Origin of the sequence: Belnapia arida (genome assembly GCF_016773205.1) — a bacterium.
GTDB lineage: Bacteria > Pseudomonadota > Alphaproteobacteria > Acetobacterales > Acetobacteraceae > Belnapia > Belnapia arida.
The window spans coordinates 121,490-143,903 of sequence record NZ_JAETWB010000001.1; the positions used below are offsets into that span (position 1 = coordinate 121,490).

General features: G+C 71.3%; 27 protein-coding genes. 6 read left to right on the forward strand and 21 right to left on the reverse strand.

The window, feature by feature from the left end; all coding sequences use genetic code 11:
- Positions 1-49 precede the first annotated feature (49 nt).
- Entirely contained in the window at positions 50-556 is a 507-nt protein-coding gene (locus JMJ56_RS00675; RefSeq protein WP_202829685.1) for a hypothetical protein, read from the reverse strand.
- Positions 553-1,107, reverse strand: a complete 555-nt coding sequence (locus JMJ56_RS00680; RefSeq protein WP_202829686.1) for a hypothetical protein — start codon at positions 1,105-1,107, stop codon at positions 553-555. The genes JMJ56_RS00675 and JMJ56_RS00680 overlap by 4 nt, the downstream gene beginning before the upstream one ends.
- A 235-nt stretch (positions 1,108-1,342) precedes the next feature.
- Between JMJ56_RS00680 and JMJ56_RS00685 the strand changes: the two genes are divergently transcribed.
- Positions 1,343-1,807, forward strand: a complete 465-nt coding sequence (locus JMJ56_RS00685; RefSeq protein WP_202829687.1) for a CHAP domain-containing protein — start codon at positions 1,343-1,345, stop codon at positions 1,805-1,807.
- Here JMJ56_RS00685 and JMJ56_RS00690 read toward each other — a convergent pair.
- On the reverse strand, positions 1,804-3,030 hold the full coding sequence (locus JMJ56_RS00690; protein ID WP_202829688.1) for an ABC transporter substrate-binding protein: 1,227 nt from the start codon (positions 3,028-3,030) through the stop codon (positions 1,804-1,806). The genes JMJ56_RS00685 and JMJ56_RS00690 overlap by 4 nt on opposite strands.
- Positions 3,031-3,090: 60 nt before the next feature.
- Positions 3,091-4,683: a benzoylformate decarboxylase gene (mdlC, locus tag JMJ56_RS00695; RefSeq protein ID WP_202829689.1), complete on the reverse strand. Its 1,593-nt coding sequence runs from the start codon at positions 4,681-4,683 to the stop codon at positions 3,091-3,093.
- A 46-nt stretch (positions 4,684-4,729) separates the two neighbouring features.
- Between mdlC and JMJ56_RS00700 the strand changes: the two genes are divergently transcribed.
- Positions 4,730-5,437, forward strand: a complete 708-nt coding sequence (locus tag JMJ56_RS00700) for an aspartate racemase/maleate isomerase family protein (protein ID WP_202829690.1) — start codon at positions 4,730-4,732, stop codon at positions 5,435-5,437.
- 63 nt (positions 5,438-5,500) lie between these two features.
- Here the strand turns inward: JMJ56_RS00700 and JMJ56_RS00705 are convergent, their stop codons facing one another.
- Both JMJ56_RS00705 and nth read right to left on the reverse strand, forming a co-directional pair.
- Positions 5,501-6,736 (reverse strand): glycosyltransferase, encoded by a 1,236-nt coding sequence (locus tag JMJ56_RS00705; RefSeq protein WP_202829691.1) that lies wholly within the window; start codon positions 6,734-6,736, stop codon positions 5,501-5,503.
- A gap of 177 nt (positions 6,737-6,913) precedes the next feature.
- Positions 6,914-7,621: an endonuclease III gene (nth, locus tag JMJ56_RS00710; RefSeq protein WP_407927870.1), complete on the reverse strand. Its 708-nt coding sequence runs from the start codon at positions 7,619-7,621 to the stop codon at positions 6,914-6,916.
- Between the two features lie 56 nt (positions 7,622-7,677).
- On the opposite strand from nth, the gene JMJ56_RS00715 reads away from it, so the two are divergent.
- Positions 7,678-8,229, forward strand: a complete 552-nt coding sequence (locus JMJ56_RS00715) for a DUF2244 domain-containing protein (RefSeq protein ID WP_268884939.1) — start codon at positions 7,678-7,680, stop codon at positions 8,227-8,229.
- On the opposite strand, the gene JMJ56_RS00720 is transcribed toward JMJ56_RS00715, so the two are convergent.
- The 3 genes from JMJ56_RS00720 to JMJ56_RS00730 all read right to left on the reverse strand — a co-directional run bounded on the left by JMJ56_RS00720 (position 8,204) and on the right by JMJ56_RS00730 (position 10,960).
- Entirely contained in the window at positions 8,204-8,653 is a 450-nt protein-coding gene (locus JMJ56_RS00720) for a helix-turn-helix domain-containing protein (protein WP_202829693.1), read from the reverse strand. The two genes, JMJ56_RS00715 and JMJ56_RS00720, sit on opposite strands and share 26 nt — an antisense overlap.
- A 150-nt stretch (positions 8,654-8,803) precedes the next feature.
- A complete protein-coding gene (lnt, locus tag JMJ56_RS00725; RefSeq protein WP_202829694.1) occupies positions 8,804-10,357 on the reverse strand; it encodes an apolipoprotein N-acyltransferase in 1,554 nt (517 codons plus the stop codon).
- A 48-nt stretch (positions 10,358-10,405) separates the two neighbouring features.
- Positions 10,406-10,960: a hypothetical protein gene (locus JMJ56_RS00730; protein ID WP_202829695.1), complete on the reverse strand. Its 555-nt coding sequence runs from the start codon at positions 10,958-10,960 to the stop codon at positions 10,406-10,408.
- Positions 10,961-11,138: 178 nt separating this feature from the next.
- Here JMJ56_RS00730 and JMJ56_RS00735 point away from each other — a divergent pair, with 178 nt between their 5' ends.
- Positions 11,139-11,798, forward strand: a complete 660-nt coding sequence (locus JMJ56_RS00735) for a hypothetical protein (RefSeq protein ID WP_202829696.1) — start codon at positions 11,139-11,141, stop codon at positions 11,796-11,798.
- Positions 11,799-11,891: 93 nt separating this feature from the next.
- Complete coding sequence (folE, locus tag JMJ56_RS00740) at positions 11,892-12,530, forward strand: GTP cyclohydrolase I FolE (RefSeq protein ID WP_202829697.1); 639 nt, start codon at positions 11,892-11,894, stop codon at positions 12,528-12,530.
- Here folE and JMJ56_RS00745 read toward each other — a convergent pair.
- The 7 genes from JMJ56_RS00745 to JMJ56_RS00775 all read right to left on the reverse strand — a co-directional run bounded on the left by JMJ56_RS00745 (position 12,527) and on the right by JMJ56_RS00775 (position 18,169).
- Positions 12,527-12,814 (reverse strand): hypothetical protein, encoded by a 288-nt coding sequence (locus JMJ56_RS00745; RefSeq protein WP_202829698.1) that lies wholly within the window; start codon positions 12,812-12,814, stop codon positions 12,527-12,529. The genes folE and JMJ56_RS00745 overlap by 4 nt on opposite strands.
- A 44-nt stretch (positions 12,815-12,858) precedes the next feature.
- A complete protein-coding gene (locus tag JMJ56_RS00750; protein ID WP_202829699.1) occupies positions 12,859-13,488 on the reverse strand; it encodes a hypothetical protein in 630 nt (209 codons plus the stop codon).
- 41 nt (positions 13,489-13,529) lie between these two features.
- On the reverse strand, positions 13,530-14,510 hold the full coding sequence (gene hslO / locus JMJ56_RS00755) for an Hsp33 family molecular chaperone HslO (protein WP_202829700.1): 981 nt from the start codon (positions 14,508-14,510) through the stop codon (positions 13,530-13,532).
- Positions 14,511-14,580: 70 nt separating this feature from the next.
- A complete protein-coding gene (argF, locus tag JMJ56_RS00760) occupies positions 14,581-15,537 on the reverse strand; it encodes an ornithine carbamoyltransferase (protein WP_202829701.1) in 957 nt (318 codons plus the stop codon).
- Positions 15,534-16,736, reverse strand: a complete 1,203-nt coding sequence (locus JMJ56_RS00765) for an aspartate aminotransferase family protein (protein ID WP_202829702.1) — start codon at positions 16,734-16,736, stop codon at positions 15,534-15,536. Before JMJ56_RS00765 ends, argF begins: the two co-directional genes overlap by 4 nt.
- Positions 16,737-16,895: 159 nt before the next feature.
- On the reverse strand, positions 16,896-17,573 hold the full coding sequence (locus JMJ56_RS00770) for a PRC-barrel domain-containing protein (RefSeq protein WP_202829703.1): 678 nt from the start codon (positions 17,571-17,573) through the stop codon (positions 16,896-16,898).
- 140 nt (positions 17,574-17,713) lie between these two features.
- A complete protein-coding gene (locus JMJ56_RS00775) occupies positions 17,714-18,169 on the reverse strand; it encodes a GlcG/HbpS family heme-binding protein (protein ID WP_202829704.1) in 456 nt (151 codons plus the stop codon).
- 89 nt (positions 18,170-18,258) lie between these two features.
- On the opposite strand from JMJ56_RS00775, the gene JMJ56_RS00780 reads away from it, so the two are divergent.
- Positions 18,259-18,843 carry a RecX family transcriptional regulator gene (locus JMJ56_RS00780; protein WP_202829705.1) on the forward strand — a complete coding sequence of 195 codons (585 nt, stop codon included), beginning with the start codon at positions 18,259-18,261 and terminating at the stop codon, positions 18,841-18,843.
- On the opposite strand, the gene JMJ56_RS00785 is transcribed toward JMJ56_RS00780, so the two are convergent.
- The 5 genes from JMJ56_RS00785 to JMJ56_RS00805 form a co-directional block, all read right to left on the reverse strand.
- Positions 18,840-19,214 carry a hypothetical protein gene (locus JMJ56_RS00785; protein ID WP_202829706.1) on the reverse strand — a complete coding sequence of 125 codons (375 nt, stop codon included), beginning with the start codon at positions 19,212-19,214 and terminating at the stop codon, positions 18,840-18,842. The two genes, JMJ56_RS00780 and JMJ56_RS00785, sit on opposite strands and share 4 nt — an antisense overlap.
- 65 nt (positions 19,215-19,279) lie before the next feature.
- On the reverse strand, positions 19,280-19,615 hold the full coding sequence (locus JMJ56_RS00790; RefSeq protein ID WP_202829707.1) for a hypothetical protein: 336 nt from the start codon (positions 19,613-19,615) through the stop codon (positions 19,280-19,282).
- Positions 19,615-21,012: an amidase family protein gene (locus tag JMJ56_RS00795; RefSeq protein ID WP_202829708.1), complete on the reverse strand. Its 1,398-nt coding sequence runs from the start codon at positions 21,010-21,012 to the stop codon at positions 19,615-19,617. The genes JMJ56_RS00790 and JMJ56_RS00795 overlap by 1 nt, the downstream gene beginning before the upstream one ends.
- 52 nt (positions 21,013-21,064) lie before the next feature.
- Positions 21,065-21,406, reverse strand: a complete 342-nt coding sequence (locus JMJ56_RS00800) for a DMT family transporter (protein WP_202829709.1) — start codon at positions 21,404-21,406, stop codon at positions 21,065-21,067.
- Complete coding sequence (locus tag JMJ56_RS00805; protein ID WP_202829710.1) at positions 21,403-22,404, reverse strand: glycosyltransferase family 2 protein; 1,002 nt, start codon at positions 22,402-22,404, stop codon at positions 21,403-21,405. Before JMJ56_RS00805 ends, JMJ56_RS00800 begins: the two co-directional genes overlap by 4 nt.
- Positions 22,405-22,414: the final 10 nt, after the last annotated feature.

The following is a 22,414-nucleotide window of genomic DNA, read 5'->3' on the forward strand; positions in this document are numbered from 1 at the left end:
AAGCGATGGGGGCCCGGGGGAAGCGCCTTCCCCCGGGACCTTTCTCTATCTAGCGGCGCCGCGCCGGCGTCCGGCTCTGCCGCGGCGGCTGAGCGGGTGGGGCGGGCGGGGCCGGCGGCGGCGTGTAGCTCACGTTGACCGCCACGCGCATCGTCGCGTTGCCTGGCTTCAGCTGGACGGCGAAGCTGTCCGTCCCGCCGAAGGCGGCGTTCGGGATGTAGTCCACGCGCGTGTTGTCGCCGACCGTATGGATATGCACCCGGCCGTTCTGCGGACGGCTCTGCACCGTGCCGTAGGCGAAGGGCTTCGGCCCGGCCTGGGCGACGGTGATGCCGCACCAGCCGCCGTCATTGTCGACGGTCATGGTGGTCTCGACCTGCTGCCCGGTGGAGAGCACGGCAGCCTGCGGCACGGTGCAGGTCTTGGCGCCACCGGCGAGGTCGTTCGCATAAAGGCGGGCGCCCGGCGCGGCCTGGCGGGCCTGCTGCTGCGGCGCGCAGGCGGCGAGCAGGGCGGCCAGCGCGAGCGGGCCGGCGAGGGGGAGGCGGAGGCTCATCGGTGATGGGTTCCAGCGGTGCGGCGGGCCGGGGTGGCCGCGCGAGGGGCGGGCGCGCCCTGGCAGGCGGTGGCGCCGGAGGAGAGCAGGTCCTTGCCGGCGGCGTAGCCGGGCAGGTCGTCCGAGCTTTGCAGCGCCATCACCTCGTCGAACAGGCCGCCATTGCGCGAGCAGAAATCGCTGCCGAGCGAGCGGGCGACGTTCGAGCGCACATTGGCGAGCTCGGTGATGTAGATGTCGTTCTGCCGCTGGCCGGGGCGGGTGCCGCCGTGGGTGCGGATGAAGTACTGGCCGAAGGCACGGCCGTTCTGCGCCAGAGCCGGCTGGTACTTCTGAACGAAGGCGTTGTAGCGGTCTTCCTGCTTGCAGGTGGTGGCGACCACCATCAGCTCGGTCTTCAGCGCCTCGATCTCGAAGACGGTCTGGTCCGTCTCGGCGGCGCAGCGCGGCAAGGCGCTTGCGGGTTGGGCGGCAAGGAGCACGCCGGCCATCAGCAGCGCAACCGGCGCGGCAGCGGGGCGGCGACGCAGCCGCCTGTTGGTTTCGGTCATCACCTGGCCCTTCCTGAGCAATTGCGGGCCTTGTCCCTCCCGCCGGGGTTGCCGGCGCGGCTGGAGCATTCCCCCCGCATGCGCGCCGTATTTCGCATAAATGGCGGGCTTGGGCGAGAGGTTGATGATGGCGTTCCAGTAATACGCTGCAAACCCTTGATGGGGCGAGCTTTCCGGCTGGCTCGACCGGCGGTTTCGGCTATGTTGCCCGGGTTGGAGGGCCGGATTCGCTGCGATGCGATGGGTTTTGCTGGTGGCGCTGCTCGCGCTCGGCGCCTGCGGCACGGCGCGCGCGCCGCGGACAGGCACCGAGGCGGCCGGGGATTGGAGCTGCGTGCCCTATGTGCGGGCGCGGACCGGCCTGCCGATTCGCGGCGATGCCTGGGAATGGTGGGAGGGCGGCGCTGCCTTTGCACGGGGCCGGGTGCCGCGGGCCGGGAGCGTCCTGGTGATGATGCGGACCTCGCGGCTGCCGCAGGGGCATGTCTCCGTCGTCGCGCGGGTGGTCTCGGCGCGGGAGATCCGGGTGGATCATGCGAACTGGGCCTCGGGACGCGGCAAGGGGCGCGTGGCGCGGGACCAGCCGGTGCTCGACATCTCGCCGGGCAACGACTGGTCCGTGGTGCGGGTCTGGTATCCGCCGGTGAACGGCTACGGCGCCACGGCCTATCCGGCCTATGGTTTCATCCATCCGGGCTAGCTGCGAATCATCGGGCAGGCGCCCTCGGAGAGAGGGCGGAAGGCCTGGTCGGCGGGGATGGTGGCGGCGAGGCGATAGACGTCGCCCGTATAGCGGCTCTCGCCGGGCTTCTTCACCTCGAGCAGGTAGGAGGGGTGGAGCTTGCGGCCATCCTCGCGGATGGAGCCCTGGCCGAAGGCGTCGTCATCGGTCGGCATGCGCTTCATCTGCGCCACGACCTCGCGGCCACTCGCCTTGGCGCGGGCGATGCCGAGCGCCTCGACCGCCTTCAGGTAGTGCAACACCCCGCTGTAGTTGGCGGCGTGGACGTAGTTGGGGAAGATGCCGGCGGGCAGCTTCTGCTGCACCCGGCGGGTGAAGGCGCGGGTGCGGTCGTCGAGGTCCCACCAGAAGGTCTCGGCGATGTACATCCCCTGCATCGTCTGCAGCCCGGAGGCGACGACGGCGGTGATGGAGCCGATGATGGCGGCAAGCTTCATGCTGCGGGTCAGGCCGAACTCCTGCGCCTGCTTCACACAATTGATCAGGTCGTCGCCGGCCATGGCGAGGCCGAGGACCTTGGCGCCGGACGCCTTCGCCTGGAGCAGGAAGGCGGAGAAATCCGTGGTCTGCGGGAAGGGGTAGCGCGAGGCGCCGAGCACCTTGCCGCCGGCGGCCTCGATGAAGCGCGTCGTGTCACGTTCGATGGCATGGCCGAAGGCATAGTCGGCGGTGATGAAGTACCAGCGGTCGCCGCCCGCCTTGGTGAGCGCGGTGCCGGAGGTATTGGAGAGGCAGTAGGTGTCGTAGGCCCAGTGGATCGAGTTGGGCGTGCAGGCGCGGCCGGTCAGGTCCGAGGTGCCGGCGGAGGCGTTGAGGTGGAACTTGTCCTTCTCGACGCAGATTGGGTTGATGCCGAGGGCGATGGCGCTGTTGCCCACATCGGTGACGACATCGACGCCGCGCTGGTCGAACCATTGGCGGACGGTGTTGATGCCGACATCCGGCTTGTTCTGGTGGTCGGCGGTGATGATCTCGACGCGCAGGGAGGGATGCGCGGCGGTGTACTCCTCGACCGCCTGGCGGACGCAGGCGACGGAGGTCGGGCCGGTCACGTCGCGATAGGGGCCGGCGAGGTCCGTCAGCACGCCGATGCGGATGACATCGGCCGGCTGGGCGCGAAGGGCCGGGGCAGCGAGCAGGCTGGCGCTGGCGCCGAGCGCGGCGCGGCGGGTGAGATTCATGGACGAGGCTCCCTTCGGCGGCCCTTGGCTGGGACGCTCACGGGCCGAGCCTAGAGGCTGTCACCCTTTGCGGTACAGGGTGTGGATGGCCGGGTCGAGCGCGACATCGATCAGCATCGGGCTCGGCGAGGCGAAGGCCGCCGACAGTGCCGCGGCGAGGTCCGCAGGGTCGGCCACTTGGCGGGCGGGGCAGCCCATGCCGGCGGCGAGGCTCGGGAAGTCGAGGCCGGGGAGGTCGATGCCTGGGGCGTTTTCCACGCCGAGGACGCGGCTGAAGGAGCGCATGGCGCCGTAGCCGCCGTTGTTCAGCACGATGACGGTGAGGGGAAGGGCTTCGCGCACCGCCGTCCAGAGCGCCTGGATGGAATACATCATCGAGCCGTCGCCGATGACGGCGACGACGCGACGGCCGGGATGGGCCAGGGCGACGCCGACTGCGGCGGGCAAGCCGTAGCCGAGGCCGCCGCTCGCCATGGTGAAGAAGCCGCCCCAATCGGGGATCGGCAGGTGCTGCTGGATCGCCGGGCGGTGGGAGGGTGCTTCCTCGACGATGACCGAGTCCCCGGGGCGCGCTGCGGCGAGGCTGTGGAGCAGGTATTCAACGGGGATGGGCGTGGCCGCCGCGGGGGCCGGCGGGCTCGGGCGTGGCGGCGGGGCGGGGCGGTCGCTCCTCGGCAGCAGCGCGGTCAGGGCGGGGATGCCGAGGCGAAGCCCGCCGAGGATGCCGGTGCCGGCGGGCGCGGCGGCGATGGCTTCGCCATCCGCCGTCATCTGGATGAGCGGCGGCAGGCGGTAGTCGCCGGCGACATGGAAGGTGAAGACGGGAGCGCCGAGGACCAGGACGAGGTCATGGGCGGCGAGGCCGGCGGTGACCACATTCGGCGCGGCGGCCAGGAAGCCGGCGAAGAGCGGATGGCCCTCGGGGAAGCTGGCGCGGCTCGAGAAGGGACTGGCGAGGACCGGGGCATTGAGACGCTCGGCCAGCGCCACGGCGGCGGGGCCGGCGCCGGCGGCATCCACCTCCGGGCCGATGACGAGCACGGGGTTGCGGCTGGCGGCGAGCGCCACGGCGGCTTCCTTCAGCAGCGCGGGGTCGGGCGCTGTGTCGCGGCCGATGCGGCGGGGCGGGAGGGGTTCGGCCGGGGCGGACCAGTCATCCATCGGGATGGAGACGAAGGTCGGACCGCAGGGCGGCTGCAGGGCGATATGCCAGGCATGGGCGAGGGCAGCCGGCACGTCCTCGGCCCGCGCCGGCTCGACCGACCATTTGACGTAGGGCTTGGGGAAGTTCGCGGCCTCGGTGGCGCCGAGGAAGGGGTTCAGCGGCAGCAGGCTGCGGGCCTGCTGCCCGGCGGTGATCACCAGCGGGGCCTGGTTGCGGTAGGCGGTGAAGATGCTGCCCGCGGCATGGCCGGCGCCGACCGCCGAGTGCAGCGAACAGAAGGCCGCCCGACCGGTGGCGCGGGCATAGCCATCGGCCATGGCAACGACGGAGGATTCCTGCAGGCCGAGGACGTAGCGGAGGTCGTTCGGCCAGCGGTCGAGGAAGGGCAGCTCGGTCGAGCCAGGGTTGCCGAAGACCGTCGTCATGCCGCAGTCGCGGAGCAGCTGCATGACGGCGTGGCGGACGGTGCTGGTGCCGGGCGTGTCCATCGGGGAAGCTAAGCGCGAAGCCGCCTCGCCTGAAAGGAGCCATCACATGCCCCGCCCCGCCATCGGCACCGTGCTGCCCTCCTCGAACCGGATGGTGGAGCGGGTGCTTGGTGCCATCCTGCCGCTTTTCCCTGAAGTCGATGGCTGCGTGGCGCGCATCCCCTATTGGGGCCAGGGACTGGGGCAGCCGGCGGATGGCTACGATCTCGGCAGCTTCCGCGAGGCGGCGTGGCTGCTGGGCCATGCCGGTGTCGGGGTGGTGTGCTGGAACGGCACGCGAGGCGCGGCGCTCGGGCTGGCCCAGGACGAGGCGCTGGCAGCGGCGATGGGGGAGGCGGCGGGGTGCATCGGCATCACCACCGTGATGGCGACGGTCCGGGTGCTGGAGCGGCTCGGGGTGCAACGGGTCGGGATGGTGGCGCAGGGACCCATGGAGGAGGCGGCGGCGCATGCCGCCGGCCTGCCGGTGAAGGTCACCGAGCTGCGGGGCCTTGGCATCCGCGACAATGCGGCGGCGAGTGCGGTGGAGCCTGAGGTGATCGCCGGCCTCGCGCGTGAGGTGGCGGCGGGGGCGGAGGCGGTGCTGATCTGGAGCACCAACCTGCCGGGGCTCGCGCTGGTGCCGGCGCTGGAGGCGGAACTTGGCGTGCCGGTGCTGGATTCCGCCTCGATCGGCGTCTGGGCCTGCCTCGACGCGCTGGGCGTGGACATGAGCAAGGCGGCCAAACTCGGCCGCCTGTTCACGTTGAACTAATGGCGAGGTCCGGGCCAAGCCTTGGCCCCGGCGGGGGTCTACGGGGCAGAGCCCCGTATGGCCTCAGTCGCCTGCGGCCGCCCGCTTCACCATCTCCGCCGCCGCGCGAGTCCTGGCAGTGCGCGTCGTCGCGCGGAGAGCGGTCTCCATGAGTCCACGCATCTCAGACCAGGTGCGGTCCCAGGAGATCTGCGCGAGGCGCCTGTCCACCTGCTTCAGCCAGGGCGCGCGGGGACGTGCGAGCATCATGTCGAGGGCGCGGGCGAAGCCCTCGGCATCCTCGGCGATCTCGACCAGGCCGGCGCTGCCATCCGGCTTCGGGCCCCAGTCGCGCACCACATCGGTGATCGGCGTCGAGACGACGGGAAGGCCGGCAGCCAGGAACTCCGGCGTCTTGGTCGGGCTGATGAAGCGGGTGCTCTCGTTCTGGGCGAATGGCATGAAGCCCGCATCCCAGGCGCCGAGATAGGCCGGCAGCTGCTTGTAGTCACGTCCGCCGACCCATTGGATGTTCGGCAGGTGAGGCAGCTCGGTCGGATCGATCTTCACCACCGGGCCGATCATGACGAAGGTCCAATCGGGCCGGAGCGCGGCGAGTTCTCCGACCAATGCAGGGTTCATCCGCTCGTCGACCACGCCGAAGAAGCCGATGCGCGGGCGGGCCAGCCCGGCCATGTCGGCCGGTTCGGCAGCGCCGTTGCGCGCGGCGGCGAAATGCGCGGTGTCGATCGAGGAAGGGAAGCAGGAGACGCGGGCATGGCGGTTGCGCTTCGCCTCATAGAGGCTGCGGCCGCCGGTGAAGACCAGGTCGGCGCGGTTCAGCAGCGCCTGCTCCAGCTCCAGCATCCGGGGCGGGGCGCCACGGAAGGCTGAAAGCTCGTCCATGCAGTCGTAGACGGTGATGTCGGGACGCAGATGGGCGGAGAACTCCAGCGCCATCGGGGTGTAGTACCAGGCGATCATCGGCCGGCCGGCCTCAGGCGCCAGCAGGTCGTTCAGCATGCTGCGCTGTGCGGCGATGGCAGCGGCGGCCGGGATGCCCTCCGGCAGCAAGGGGACCGCGACGGTGACGCCCTCGGGCGTCCGGTGCAGGTCGAGGCGTGGGGTGGCGCCCGGCTGGTAGAGCGGCTCCTCGAGGAAGACCACGTCATAGGTCTGGGCGGCCCGCGTCAGCAGGTGCTGCGGCCGCTGGAAGACGAAATTCCAGCGGAGGTGGGACAGGCAGAGCAGCAGCGTCGACGGCGTCGGGCGCGCGGCGGCCGAGCGCGGGGCAGCGCTGCCCGGCAGGACATCGGTCATGGGGGGTCCCTTCAATTGCAGTCGCCGTGAGGCCACCAGCGGGAACCCGCCGATGGAGTCCGAACCGGGCTGCAAGCCGCGGGTTGAGCGGTTTGGGCCTATGGATCGGTTATGTCATTGCAACGCAGCGAAGTGCCCGGTGGTTCCCGTCTGGGAGCCTGCACGATGCGCAACGGTTCAGCCCGGCGCCGCCACTTTGTCGCCGTAATTGCAATGGGTTGCGGCGGGGCAACGCCAGCATTCGGGGCGCCTCGCCTTGCAGACATAGCGGCCGTGCAGGATCAACCAGTGGTGGGCATCACGCAGCAATTCGGCAGGGCAGCGCCTGACCAGCCCGTCCTCCACCTCGCGCGGCGTCCTGCCTGGGGCGAGGCCGGTGCGGTTGCCGAGGCGAAAGATGTGGGTGTCGACCGCCATGGTGCTCTCGCCGAAGGCGACGTTGAGGACGACATTCGCCGTCTTGCGGCCGACCCCGGGCAGGGCCTCGAGCGCGGCGCGGTCGGTGGGAACCTCGCCGCCATGGCGCTCGACAAGCAGGCTGCAGAGGGCCGCGACATTCTTCGCCTTGCCCTGCCAGAGGCCGATGGTGCGGATGAAGGGGGCGATGCCCTCGGCGCCGAGAGCGGCCATCTCGACCGGGCCGGGGGCGGCGGCGAAGAGCGCGGGGGTGCAGCGGTTGACCGCGGCATCGGTTGTCTGGGCGGAGAGGACGACGGCGACGAGCAGGGTGAAGGGGGTGGTGTAGCGCAGCTCCGTCTCCGGCGCCGGGTTGTGCATGGCCAGCGCCCGGAGAAAGTCGCCAGCCTGGGCAGCCGACATGCGGCGGGCGCGGCGGGGCTGGGTGGCGGTGCCGTGGAGCGGCGTCTTGGCAGCGAGGCGGGGCATCGGCGGCGATTCAATCCATGGCAGTCTGCACGGGCCATCCCATCTCTGTGGACGTTATGCCAGCCCCGCCCGAGAGCGCACAACCGCCAGTCCTGTTCGAGGCCATCTGCACCCCGGCGCGTAGCCTCGGGCGGCGCGGGATGCGCGTACTGAGCATCGCCCTGCTGGGGCTCTCGGCGGCGACGGGTGGGCTGTTCCTGGCGCTCGGGGCCTGGCCGATCCTCGGGTTCACCGGGATCGAGGCACTGCTCGTGCTCGGGCTGATGACCATGCACCGGCGCTGGAGCGCCCGGGCGATGGAGGTGCTGGTCCTCACCGGAGAGCAGCTAACCATCCATCGCACCGACGGGCGCGGGCGACAGCAGGAAATTGCCATCGACCCCTATTGGGCGCGGCTGCGGCTGGAGGAGCGGCCGGGCCGCGTCAGCCTGCTGGTGCTGCGGCAGCGCGGCAGCGAGGTGGAGATCGGCCGCCTGCTGGGCGATGAGCAGAAGCGGAGCCTGGCCGGTGCGCTCGATCAGGCCCTACGGCGGCTGCGGGAGCCGGTCTTCGACAACCCTCAGCTGCGCGATGGAGGAGGCGCTATTCGGCCGGGGTCAGGCTCTTGATGAGGTCGAAAACCCGCTTGCGGACCGAAGGGTCGGTGATGCGGTAATAGGCACGCACCAATTCCAGTGTCTCGCGCCGATGGAGGGTGTCGTCCTCGAAGGCGTCCTGGCTGTCGGCGAAGCCCATGGCGCGGCGAATGCCATTCATCGTGCCGCCGACGGCATCCGGCATGTCGTCGAAAAAGAAGCCGATCGGCACATCAAGGACGCGGGCGAGGTCGAAGAGGCGGCTGGCGCCGATGCGGTTTACGCCGCGCTCGTATTTCTGCACCTGCTGGAAGGTGAGGCCGAGCGCCTCGCCGAGCTTCTCCTGGCTCATCCCGAGCAGGGTGCGGCGCAGGCGGACTCGCGTGCCGACATGCACGTCGATCGGGCTGGGGCGGGGCTCCCGCGCGATGCGGTCCAGGGGTTCGTCGCTCGGCATACCTATCTCATCCCAATCCGAGGCGCCGGTCGTCCGGCAACCCAAGGCTGCGGCCGAGGCACGGGCCGCACCTGCAGCGGCCACTCCCTAATGACTCTTTTACGCGCAGCACCAAGAAGCGTCAATACTTTCGAGATTTCTCAATAAAGATCACGCTCGCGGCGTGGGCGTCGAGTCGGCACAGGTTACAACCCTAGGCCGCAGACCCCATGCCAGGCCCAGGGCGAGCAGTGCGAGGGCGAGGGGAATCGCCAGCCCGAAACGGGCGAAGGGCGGCGGCACATCGGGCCCTGGGAGCGCGACTTCCACGGTGCCCATGCTGCCGAGCGGGATCGCCGCCAGGCGCCGCCCACGCGAATCGAACAGGGCGGAGATGCCGGTCTGCGCGGCGCGGGCAAGCGGCAGTCCCTCCTCCACCGCGCGCAGCCGGGCGGCGGCAAGGTGCTGCCAGGGCCCGGTGGAGATGCCGAACCAGCCGTCATTGGTGATGTTCACCAGCCAGTCCGGCCGTGGGGCGGGGGTGACCGCGGCAGGGAAGATGACTTCGTAGCAGATCAGCGCGCCGAAGGACGGCATGCCGGGTGGAGCGAGGCGCTGTGGGCCGGGGCCTCCCGTGAAGTCCATCCCGCCCGTCACCAGGCGGATCGGCAGCAGGCCGGAAAGCGGCATGTATTCGCCGAAGGGGACGAGGTGGGACTTGTCGTAGATCGCCTCCACCTGGCCCTCCGCGTCGAGGGCGACGAGGCTGTTGAAGACGCGTTGCAACTGCCCATCCGGCGCCCACTCGCCGCGCACCGTGCCGGCAAGGAGCGTCGCGCCGGGCGGGAGGGTGGCGGCTGCCAGGCGTTGCACCTCCGGATCCTGGGCGAGGAGGAAGGGGCTGGCGGTCTCAGGCCAAATAACAACCAGCTTACTCCCGGGGCTCGCGTGCCGCGCGGCCTCCGCAGTCAACTGCAGGTAGCGCTGAAAATTGGGCATCCGCTGTTCGGGACGCCACTTCACCTCCTGCTGGATGTTGCCCTGCACCAGCAGGAGTTGCACCCCAGGGGCAGGCGGCGCTGGTTGGGCGAGGCGCCAGGCGCCGAATCCCGCCAGCGTGACGAGCACGGCCGCCGCCCCTGCCCAGGGCCGCCGGCCTGGCAGCAGCGGGAGGGTGGCCAGCAGCATCGTCAGCAGCGAGAGGCCGTGGACGCCAATCAGCGCCGCCGGCTGGATCGGAAGGGCGGCGAAGGCCCAGACCGTGCCCATCAGGTTCCAGGGGAAGCCGGTGAGGAGGAAGCCCCGGGCGAGTTCCGCCAGCACCCAGGCGCCGGCGAAGCCGAGCGGTCTCGGCCAACCCTCCGGCAGGGCGCGTGCGACCAGCACCGGCGGCAGTACGAAGAGGGCGAGCGGAATGGCGATGGCGGGCGCCGCCAGCGGCACGAGCCACCAGAAATCCGCCACATCGGTCAGGATGGCATGGGTGACCCAGTAGATGCCGGCGAGGCCATGACCCCAGCCCCAGGCGAAGCCGAGCCAGGCAGCGCGCCGGACGTTCGGCGCCGCGGCGACCAGCGCCAGCAGGCCGGGGATGGCGACCAGCAGCACCGGTACGGCATGCACCGGCGGCAGGGCGAGGGCGGAGAGCAGCCCGAGGCCGAAGGCCGCCGCCAACTGCCGTCGCCAGGGAAGCGCGACAAGGCGCGCGAGAAGGAAGGTGAACACGGCCGCAACTAGACCCGGCGCAGTGGCCAGGGCAAGCGGCAGCTCATGTCATCCGAAGGGCTCGACCGCGACCACGCGCCAGCGCGGCGGCAGGTAGTCCTGCAAGGCGAGGGAAAGGGCGACGCCACGGCCCGGCTGGCTGGTGGAAGCGAGCACCAGCCGTGCGGTGGCGAGACCCGTGGTCTCAATGGCCGGATCGGGCCAGCCGGGACCGACCCGGGCCTGGACCAGTGCCGCCAGCCCCTCCGGCGTCGCCCGGTGCTGCTGCACGATGCGGCCGAGGCCGGCGAGGAAGCCGTTGTCTGGCACCGCCAGCGGCGGGGCGGCATGGAGGAGCGCCTCCCAGTCCACCAGTGCGGCGAGGCTTGCCCTATCGGCTGCCCGGAGCGCCGCCGACACCTCCCGGGCCGCCTGGCGAGGAGCGGCGAAGGCGGATGCGGCCACGGCGAGAAAGGCAAGGAGCCCCAGCAGCACCAGGAGCACGCGCCCATTGCGGTGCCGGGCCCGGACAGGGGCCGTGGCATTCAGGGGCATGGGGCGGTGGGCGGCGTCGTAGCAGGCCCAGATCTCGTCCCATGGGTCGTCCTGCGCGCTTGACCTCATGGCAAAGCCCGGGCGCATCATGCCTCGCCCGCGTCGATGCCGGCCGGGAAGAAATATCTACTTCTGAGAGAGAGTCCCATTATCCAACCCATTGTCTCGATAAATGGGATTTTGTCCCGCCTCCCTGAATGAACGGTTAAGGCGTGCCGCCGCCATCCCGAAAGGCCAGGACCTCCGCATGCGCTTTTTCCCCGGCAGAGGCCTGCCGTTGATCGCCCTGACCCTGCTCGGCTGCAAGACGCCGACGCCGCAGGCCGAGAAAGACTGGATCTTCGCCTGCCCGGAGCCCGGGAGCCGCGTCACCTGGGATGACGGCCGCAGCCTTGCCTTCGCCGGGGCGGACCCGGCGGATCCCTCGATCTGCACCGCGCGCACAACGAGCGGCGGGACGGTGCGGCTGGTCTGGGGGATGATCGAAGAGGCCAGCAGCGAGGGGCACGGCCACCGGGCGGGAATGCAGAGCCTCTTCCCGGCGAGGACGGGAGCGAATGCGAGCTACACCGCGACCGTCTCCTATCCCGGCAGCGGCATCCAGTACCCCTTCGAGACGCGCTGGCGGGTCGTCGGCTTCGAGAAGATCGACGGGCCGGTGGGACGGTTCGACACGGTGGTGCTGGAGCGGACGGCGAACGGCACCGGCGCCAACGCGCAGCAGAGCTTCACCGCGCGGTACTGGCTGGAAGGCGTCTCCGGCATCCTGGTTCAGCGGAAGGTAACGCTCGGGCGGGGGGCGACCAGCCTGTTGCGGGACATGCAGGCGACCGCCTTCAGCCTGCCTCCGCCGCCGCCCCGCCAGCCGCCTCCGACAGCGGCGCCATCCGGCCCGCCATCAGGCTGATCGCGGCAGTTCGAACCATTGCAGTCCCGCAAGGCGGGCCCATGTCCGAGCCTGTAGCTAGGTCATCGCCCACGAGCCTTGGGAACCCGCACCGTGAACATCCAGACGCCGAACCACATCATCGACGCCAAGGCATCGCTGGAGGGCCGGCCGAGCCGGGAGGAGGCGGAGGCCGCCATCCGCACCTTGCTGCGCTGGACCGGCGACGACCCGGACCGCGAGGGGCTGGTGGATACCCCGGCGCGCGTCGCCCGCGCCTATGAAGAATTCTTCGCCGGCTACGCCGTCGATCCGGTGGAACTGCTTGCCCGCTCCTTCGAGGAGACGGACGGCTACGACGAGATGGTGGTGCTGCGTGACATCCGCATCGAGAGCCATTGCGAGCACCACATGGTCCCGATCATCGGCCGGGCGCATATCGCCTACCTCCCAGCGGGGCGCGTGGTCGGCATCAGCAAGCTGGCGCGGGTGCTGGAGGTCTATGCCAAGCGGCTGCAGATCCAGGAGAAGCTGACCGCGCAGGTGGCCAACTGCATCAACGACGTGCTGAAGCCGAAGGGCGTCGCCGTGGTGGTGGAGGCGGCGCACCAATGCATGACGACACGCGGCATCCACAAGCCGGGCGTCACCATGGTGACCAGCCGGATGCTCGGGGCCTTCCGCGACGATACCTCCACCCGGCGGGAATTCCTGGCGATGATCGGCGGGCCGCGCGCAGCCGCCGAGGGTTAGCGGCAGTCGCGCCGGGCGTAGCGCTCGGCGCGAGCGGCGCGGTCCATGTCGCGGCCACGGCCGGTGGCCGAGGCGACGGCGGCCGCATCCTGCGCTTCGCCCACCGCTTCGGCGCAATAGGGGTCGGTCGGAGCCTGGGCCGCATAGCCGGTCGGCGGCAGCGGCGCGGCATAGGGCGGTGCCTGGGAATAGACCGCCGGCGGCGGCTGTTGCTCGCTGACCGGAACACGAACCATGCAGGCGGTGAGGGACAAGGCCGCCAGGGGCAGGACGAGGCTTCTCATGCCGCCCCATCGCATGGCGAGGCGGAAGGTTCCGCCCCCGGCGCCTAAGGCAGCCTCTCGCCCCGTGGGGCTGCGGCACCGGGCGAGAGATCCTCGACGCCGACCTGACCAGGGCCAGGCGCGGCCATGCCGCCATCCGGATCGGGGGTGGTCTGCGAAAGCCAGTCCTTCAGCGCGCGCCGAAGCTGGAATTCGAACTCCACATTGAGGTCGTCCATCGCGCGGCGCAGCAGGGCCTCGGGCGCATTCGGCCGCTTGGCCTCCGGCCCGCTGACCGAGCGGGTGACCGCCGCCTCGGCGAAGCCGACCCGGCTGCCGAGGCCGGAGAGGATCTCCAACCGGCAACCCAGCAGGCTGGTGAGCGCATCCTGGCTCTGGATCACCTGCGCCTGGCTGACGGTGAAGCGGGCCTGGCCGGTGGTGCCGACGGCGATCAGCCGGTCGCGGGCCATGATCCGCACTGCCTCAGGCGCCGAGGGGGAAAGCCGGGCGCCGATATCGCCGGGCACCGGGGATGGCGCCTCCTCGGCGATGTCGATGCCGGCGACGTTCAGCGGCAGCGGCGAGAGGTATTTGTAGCCGAGCGGACCGGATGGCAGCGGCACCGGCTCCAGACGGCCCCCGCAGGCGGCGGCGAGCAGGGGGAGCAGTAGGATGCTGCGCCGGTCAGGCATCAGGGGACCTCCAGCCGAATGGACACCGGGGGTGGTACGGCTCATCCGGCCGTGCCGCTACCCTGGATTTCCATGCGGTCGAAACGGAAATCGAGGTTGCAGAACTCGCAGGTCATGGTGATCGCGCCATCCTCCTGCGCCATGTGGTCCAGATCGTCCTGGCCGAAGCGGGAGAGCACGCCGGCCAGGCGCGAGCGCGAGCAGCGGCAGCCATAGGAGAGAGGCCGCGGACGGTCCACCTCCAGCCCCTCCAGGTGGAACAGGCGGTGCAACAGGGTCTGGGAGGGCAGGGCGTCGTCCAGCAGTTCGGCATCGGTGAGGGTGCCGATGAGGGCGAGGGCGGTGCGCCAGGCCTCCTCCTGCGCCGCGTCGTCCATCTCGGGGCCGATGCCACCCTGGCCTGCGACCTTCTCGATGATGAGCGCGGAGGCGCGCCAGCCTGCCTCGGTGCGGTCGCAGGCAAGGCGCACATGGGCGCGGAGCTGTTCCGAGGTCTCGAAGTAGTGGCCGGTCATCGCCGCCAGGGTGAGGCCATGGATCTCGACGATGCCCTGGTAGCGGTCCATGTCCGGCCCCTGGTCCGCAGTGAAGGCGAGGTAGCCGCGGCCGAGCAGTGCCGCGGCGTCGCCGACCGGGTCCTTGGCCAGCAGCTTCGTCAGCGCCGCCATGTCCGCCCGGGCATAGCCGCGCAACGCGCCGGCCTCTGTGCAGTCGGCGAGCAGCATGGAGACCGGTCCGTCGCCCTTGGCCTGGAGCGAGAAGCTGCCCTTGAATTTCAGCGCGCCGGCGAGACCCGCGGTCAGCGCCAGCGCCTCCCCGGCAAGGCGGGTGACAGCGGGGTGGTTCTCGTGCCGGGTCAGCAGCGCATCGGCGAGCGGGCCGAGGCGGACCAGCCGGCCACGCACCGGCTTGTCCGCCAAGTGAAAAGGCAAGATGCCGCGCGGGACGATGATATCCGGCACCGGGGGCCGGTCATGCTGGAGGAAGTCGGGCGTCGAGGAGGGTTGGGTCGGGTCAGGCAACGTCGGGAACCTTGGTGCTTCGGCCCCATAGATAGGGGCGCGGATGGGCCACGCCCACCCGCCGCGCCGATCAGCCTGCGCCGAGCGCCCAGAGCAGCACGCCCTTCTGGGCGTGGAGCCGGTTCTCCGCCTCGTCGAAGACGACGCTCTGCGGCCCGTCGATCACCTCCGCCGCCACTTCCTCGCCGCGATGGGCGGGGAGGCAGTGCTGGAAGATGGCGTCCGGCGCCGCATGGCGCATCAGCTCCGGCGTCACCTGGTAGGGGGCGAGGAGGTTGTGGCGGTTGGGGCCGGCGCCGTCATCGCCGGTCTCGTCGTTCATCGAGACCCAGGCATCGGTGACGACGCAGCGGGCACCGCGGACAGCCTCCACAGGATCGTCGGTGAGCTCGATGGTCGCACCCTGGGAGCGCGCCCAGTCGACCACCCATTGCGGCGGCCGCAGCTCGGGCGGCGTCGCCAGGCGGAGAGTGAAGCCGAAGCGGGCGGCGGCCTGGATGAAGCTCTGCGCCACGTTGTTGCCGTCGCCGACCCAGGCCACGACCTGGCCGGCGATCGGGCCGCGATGCTCCTCGAAGGTGAGCACATCGGCCATGAGCTGGCAGGGGTGGGAGATGTCCGTCAGCCCGTTGATCACCGGCACGGTCGCGTGCGCCGCCATCTCGCGGATGCGGTTCACGTCATGCGTGCGCATCATGATGGCATCGACATACCGGGAGAGGACCTTCGCGGTGTCGCTCAGCTCCTCGCCGCGGGAGGACTGCATGTCCCGCGCATTGAGGAAGACGACATCGCCGCCGAGCTGGCGGATACCGACCTCGAAGCTGACGCGGGTCCGGGTCGAGGGCTTCTCGAAGATCAGCGCGATGGTCTTGCCGGCGAGCGGCCGGGCGCCGAGGCCGCGCTTGGTCTGCGCGGCGAGGTCGAGCATGCGGCGGAGCGTCGCCGGCTCGAAATCCATCAGTTCGAGGAAGTGGCGGGGGGCCTGTTCCCCCCCGCCGGCCATGGGCTTCAAGGCAGCACTCATTTCGCGGCGTCCCGGGCCTGGCTCGGCGTGCAGCGCAGGCAGGCGCGGTCGAGCAGGCGCAGCGCCTCGTCGGCCTCCGCCTCGGTGATGATGAGCGGCGGCGCGAGGCGCAGCACGTTCATCCCGGCGGCGACGGTCAGCAGTCCTTCGGCGACCGCGGCGTTCTGCATCTCGCCGTTGCTGATCTCCGGCCGCAGCTTGAGGCCGACCAGCAACCCGGCGCCCTGGACGCCCTCGGCCACCGCCGGGTGGCGATGGGCGAGTTCCAGCAGGCCGCGCCAAAGGTGCCGGGCGACGCGATCCACGCCATCGAGGAAGCCGGGGGCGAGGATGACGTCGAGCACCGCATTGCCGGCGGCGCAGGCCAGCGGGTTGCCGCCATAGGTGCTGCCATGGGTGCCGGGCTTGAGGTATTGCGCCACCCGCTCCTTCGCCAGGATGGCGCCGAGGGGGAAGCCGCCGCCGATGCCCTTGGCCGAGGACATGACATCCGGCTCGATCCCGGCCCATTGATGGGCCCAGAGCTTGCCGGAGCGGCCCATGCCGGTCTGCACCTCGTCGAGCGCGAGGAGGATGCCGAACTCGTCGGCCGCGGCGCGGAGCTGGCGGAGGAAGTCGAGCGAGGCCGGGCGGACGCCGCCCTCGCCCTGGATTGGCTCGACCATGATGGCGGCGGTGGTGCCGTCGATGGCGTCGCGAAGCGCGTTCATGTTGCCGAAGGGGACGTGCTTGAAACCCTGCACCACAGGGCCGAAACCGGCGATGTACTTCTCGTTGCCGGTGGCGGCCAGCGTGGCGAGGGTGCGGCCGTGGAAGGCGCCCTCGAAGCAGATGGTGACGAAGCGCTCCGGGTGGCCTTGCTCCGCATGGTATTTGCGGACGGCCTTGATCATCCCCTCATTTGCCTCGGCGCCCGAATTGCAGAAGAAGACGCTGTCGGCGAAGGAGGTCTCGACCAGCCGCGCCGCAAGCTTCTCGGCCTGCGGAATCCGGTAGAGGTTCGAGGTGTGCATCACCCGCGCCGCCTGCTCGGCGATGGCCTGCACCAGGTGCGGATGCGCATGGCCGATGGAGGCGGTGGCGATGCCGGAGCCGAAATCGAGGAATCGTCGGCCGTCCCCGGTCCACAGCCAGGCACCCTCGCCCCGCTCGAAAGCGAGGTCGGCGCGGTTGTAGGTGGGCATCAGGGACGGGATCACGGGGTCATCGACTCCAGACTTCTCCCCCAGCCTGCGCGGATCGCGGGCCTTCCGGAGAGAATTGGCGGATTTGGCCGCAATCGGGCCGCGCCGTCAAACCGTCCTGGATGAAATTCGCAGCGATGGCGGGGGAATTGCCTTCCCCCGCCTGCACGCCGGTCAGCCGCGCCGTTCGGGCTGGCCCTCATAGGTGAAGGTCGGAAGGCTGCCGAGGCTCTCCTTGGTGGCGCCGGCCAGCGTCCAGCGGCCATTGCTGTTGGCGGCCATGTTCAGCCGGTCATAGGGCACCGCCACCAGCTTGGCGCCGATGCCGAGGAAGCCGCCGACCGAGATCACGGCCACCGGGGCGCTGCCGCCGGGCGGGATCAGGATGTCGTCGATTTCGCCGATGCTCTCGTTGTTCTCGTTGTAGACGGCCGAGCCGATCACCTTGCTGGCGCGACGGCCGCTGCGCAGCGCGCTGCTGTCGACGGCGAGCGCGCCCGTGCTGGCGCCGGCCGTGGTGGAGGGCGCAGCGGCGGGGCGGTTGTTCTCCGGCTGGGCGCCGGTGGTGTTGGTGCCGAGGGCGCGGTCCACGGCGCGGCCGGCGGCGGTGCCGGGCGGGTTGCCGGGCGTGCCGTCGGCTGGGGTGCGGTTGCCGGTGACGGCATCGGTGCCGCGCTGGGTGGCGGTGCTCGGCGGATTGCCGGGCGTGCCGTCGCGCGGCGCCGCCTGGGCGAGCAGGCCGCCGGAGGCATTGCCCGGCTCGCCCAGGGTCTGGCCCTGGGCGAGCACCGGGAGGGCGAGCAGCGCGGCGGCGGCGGTCATGGCGAGGAAGGAATCACGGGTCGTTCGCATGGGCGGCGTCACCTTTTTTGCATGGCCCGGCGGACCGGGTTAGGGCAGGGAAACGCCGCCGAACGAGACGTGGTTGCCTCGGTGGCGCAGCCGGGACGGTGACAACCCAGGGCTGTGATGGCCCCGGGTTGCGAGCCGGCTCAGGCCGGGTCGCCGGTTTCCGCGGCCAGGCCGGCGGCCTCGATGCCGGCGACTGCGCAGACCTCGTCCTGGGCGGAGACATCGCCGCTGATGCCGACGGCGCCGAGGATGAGCCCGGAGGCATCGCAGGCCAGCACGCCCCCCTGGACCGGCACGGCCTTGCCGCCGGAGAGGTCCGACAGGGCATTCATGAAGCCCTGCATCGACTGGGCGCGGCGGGCCAACTCACGGCCGCCGAGGCCCAGCGCCAGGGTGCCATGGGCCTTGCCCTCGGCGATCTCAAGGCGGAGCAGGGAAGCGCCGTCCTCGCGCTGCACCGCCTTCACTTGACCCCCGGCATCGAGCACGACGACGGTGAGCGGCAGCAGGTTCAGTTCCCGCCCCTTGGCCAGGGCTGCGGCGATGATGGCATTGGCCTGGGCGAGGGTAAGGCCATTGGTCGGGTAGCGAGCCATGCGGGGGTCCTTCGGTCGTGGTCGCCTCTGCCTATGCCCGGCCGGAGGGAGGTTCGCCAGCCCTGGCGGGATCGTGGCAGAGTGCGTGCATGACAAAGGAGAAGGCCAGGCGCCAGCCCATCCCCGCCGGACCGCCGCCGGGTGAGGCCAAGTTGCGCGAGGCGGCGCTCGCCCATCTTGCCCGCTTCGCCGCGACGGAGCTCGGCCTGCGGCGGGTGCTGGAGCGCAAGGTGGACCGCTGGGCGCGGCGGGCCGAAGCGGAGGGGCAGGACACCGCGCCCGCGGCCGAGGTGCGGGCGCTGGCGGCGCAGGTGGCGCGGCAGATGGTGGCGCTCGGCGCGGTGGACGACGCGGCCTTCGCCATGGCGCGGGCGCGGCGACTGGCCAAGGCGGGCCGGTCGCGGCGGGCAATCGCGGCGCATCTCGCTGGCAAGGGCGTGGCGCGGGAGGTCGCGGCCGCGGCCCTGCCGGAGGAGGAGCTGGACGCCGCGCTGGCGCAATGCCGGCGCCGGCGCATCGGCCCCTTCGCGCCGGCGCCGATGGAGCGGGAGGCGCGCATGAAGGCCATGGGCGCGCTGGCGCGGGCCGGATTCGGACGGGATGTGGCGGAGGCGGCGCTCGACATGGCCCCGGAGGAGGCGGAGGAGCGGCTTCTGCGCCTGAAGCAGGGCTAGGCGGCGGCCTTTAGCCCCGCATCCTCCACGCGGATGGTGCCGGTGGCGCAGGGATCGACCCGGCGCAACTCGGCGGCGCGGCCATCCGCCCAGACCACCCGCAGATCCTGCGCGCCCGGGACGCTCGGGCGGTAGCGGGCGCTGCGGCCGGGGCGCAGCACCTCCTGCCCGAGCCGGTCATTGCCCCAGCCTTCCAGCGAGAGCCGGGTGAGGAAGAGCCGGTCCACCGTGCGGGAGGAGGCGTTGACGACCTGCAGCTCGCCCGCGCAGCCGCCCAGGACCGGCGCCTCGGCCGCGCGCCGGTCCGGCGGCGGGGCGCAGGCGGCCAGGCCAAGGGCGAGGGTGATCGAAGCCAGGGCGCGTTTCCGCATGCCGGCGGATCCTCATTGGAGACTGCGACGATACGGTGCCGGACCGGGCGGCGGCAAGCGGTGCTTCAATCGGTGGTTGCCATGCCGTCGCGGATGACGATGCGGCGGGCGTGACAGCCATTGATGCCGCCGAGCTCGATCGCCCGGCCGGTCACCCACACCGCCCGCATCCGCCAGGGGCCGGGGCCGTCGAAGGTGAGGGGCATACGCCCCGCGGGCACCAGGGCAGGCGCCTGGCCGAGCAGGTCCGGGCCCCAATCCGTCCCGGAGGTGAGGAAGAGTTGCTCGATGGCGAGGGAGGAGGCGTTCTCCACCGCCGCCCCGGCCGGGCCGCAGGCGCGCCCGCCGCCGGCGCAGCCCCCCAGCGCCGCCAGCAGGGCAAGCGTCAAAAGGCGTCGCATCAGGCCGGGTCGATAGGGGAGGGTGGCGTGCCGCCGGCCTCGATCGCTTCGGCGGCGGCGAGCAGGATGTCCTCCCGGTAGCGGCCGGCGACGAGTTGCACGCCGACCGGCGCCGGGCCCGCGAGGCCGGTGCTGACGGCGAGGCCGGGCAGGCTCAGCAGCGGCAGGCCGACCTGGGGGAGCTGGGCGGCCATGACACGCTGGAAGCCCTCGAAGCTTTCCACATCCGCATGGTCGGGGAAGGGCAGGGCGCCGGAGACCGGCATCAGCGCCACCGGGAAGCGCTCGAGGAAGAGCAACCACTCGCGCAGCAGGGTGAGGCGGCGCTGGAGCGCATCCTGGAAGGCGTCGAGATCGGGGGCGGGGCTGAGCCGTTCCATGAAGCCGTAGACGGCAAGTGCATCCGGATCGGCCTCGCAGGCGATGGCCGTGTTGCCGCCGCGGCGCATCTCGGCGAGCCAGAGCGTCGCCTGGAGCCGGGCGCATTCGCCGAGCGGAGGGAGGGCATCGACCTCCTCCACCTGCCAGCCGGCGGCGGTGAGGCGGGCTGCGGCGTCGTGCAGGGCCTGGACGATGGCCGGATCGACCGGCATGCCCTCGGGAGCGATGCAAAGGGCGGCGCGCTTCGGATAGGCCGGGCCCTCGAGCGGGGCCGGGGTCCACCAGGGGTCGCGCGCATCGGCGGCGCTCATCGCGGCCAGCCCAAGGCGGAGATCGGCGATGCTGCGGGCGAGCGGGCCGGAGACGGCCATCAGCTGGCCGCCGATGAAGCGGTCGGGCGCCGTCGCGTTCCAGGCAGGGATGCGGCCGAGGGTCGGGCGCAGGCCATGGATGCCGCAGGCATAGGCCGGGTATCGGATGGAGCCGCCGATATCCGTGCCGTGGCCGATGGCGCCGATGCCCGCCGCGGTGGCCGCCGCCGCGCCGCCGGAGGAACCGCCGGGCGTGAGCGCCGGGTCGCGCGGGTTGCGGGTCGCGCCGTGCAGCGAATTGCGGGTGAACCAGCGGAGCGAGAAGGCCGGGGTATTGGTGCGACCGAGTATGACGGCGCCGGCCCGCCTGAGATTGGCGACGACGGGGCTGTCCTGCGTGGCCACCAGCCCCTCCTGCAGCCGGAGGCCGTTGGTGGTGGGCCAGCCCTCCTGGTCCGCATTCACCTTCACCGTGACCGGCACGCCGGCGAGCGGGCCCGGGTCCTCGCCGCGGGCCAGCGCGGCGTCCACCGCATCGGCGGCGGCCAGCGCCGCGGACGGGTCATCGGCGACGACGGCGTTGATCCTGGGGTTGACCGCATCGAGCCGGGCGAGCGCGGCGGAGGTGGCCTCGCGGGCCGAGGCCTCGCGCCGACGGATGAGGGCGGCGAGGTCGGTGGCGGTCAGCCGCCAGAGTTCGGTCATGCAGGGCTCCTGGTGCGAGGCGGCGGCACTGTTTCCCCGCCGCGCGGGCGGGTCAACCGGGGGCGCTGGCGAGCAGCAGGACGCCGCCGCAGATCAACCCGATCGCCGCCATCTTCTGTGCCCCGAGGCTCTCGCCGAACATCAGGTGGCCGATCACGGCGACGGCCACGTAGCTGGCCGCGGTGCAGGGCAGGGCGACGCTCATCGGTATGCGGCGCAGCGCCACGATGTAGAGCAGCGCCGCACCGCCATAGGTGGCGAGGCCGATGATCGTCATCGGGCGGAAGAGCTGGGACAGGAAATGCCCCTCCGACACCGCCCCGGCCTTCAGCATGACCTGGCCGCCAAGCGAAGTCGCGATGGCCAGCGCCAGCGCGGCCCAGTAGGCGCTCACTGGCCGCGATCCTCCGGGATGCGGGGCGGCACCACCTCGCGCACCACCCCCTGCGGCTTGCCGTTGGCCGAGAGGAAAGCGCGGCCGACATACTCGCCGAGCACGCCGAGGATGAGGAACTGCACGCCGGCCAGCAGCAGCGTCGTCGTCATGGAGGAGGCCCAGCCGGAGGGCGTGCCGCTGCCTATCAGCGCCTCCACCACCACGGCGATGGCGCCGAGCAGGCCAAGGATGCCCATCGCCACGCCGGCCAGGATGGCGAGGCGGAGCGGCAGGATGGAGAAGTTGGTGGCAAGGTTCAGCCAGAGCAGGACCAGGCGCTTCAGCGTGTAGTTGGAGCGGCCCTCGGCGCGGGCGAGGTGCATCACCTCGATGCTGTCGATGCGCTGCGTCACCTGCATGATGAGCCCGTCCACATAGGGGTAGGGGCCGCTGTATCGGGCGACTTCGGCGACGACGAGGGCGCTCATGCAGCGGAAGGAGGAGAGGTAGAGACCCTTCGGCTTGTCGAGCAGCATGTCGGCGACGCCATTGGCGAAGCGGCTGCCGAGGTTGCGCCAGCCCTCGTGCTTCTTCTCGGCATAGCGGGTGTAGACCACGTCCCAGCCGCCGAGGCGGGCATGGTCGTAGAGCTTCAGCACCTCCTCGGGCGGGTTCTGCAGGTCGTCATCCATGGTGATGACGTAGGCGCCGCGGGCATGGCGGAGACCGGTCATGACCGCGTTGTGCTCGCCGAAATTCCGGGCGTGCTCGACATAGGTAAGGGGGATGGTCGCCGTCGCGGCCAGCGCGCGGCAGACCTCGCCGGAATTGTCCGGGCTGCCGTCGTTCACCAGCACCACCTCAAGCCCGCCCTCGGGGTTGAGAGCGGACAGTGCCTCGACCAGGCGCCCGACCGTCGCGGCGCCGCGATAGACCGGGACGACGATCGACAGGCCGACCGGACGGCCGGCGGCCTCCGGCAAAGCCTGGGAAAGCTTCAGGTCCTCGAAACCCATCTGGGTAAAC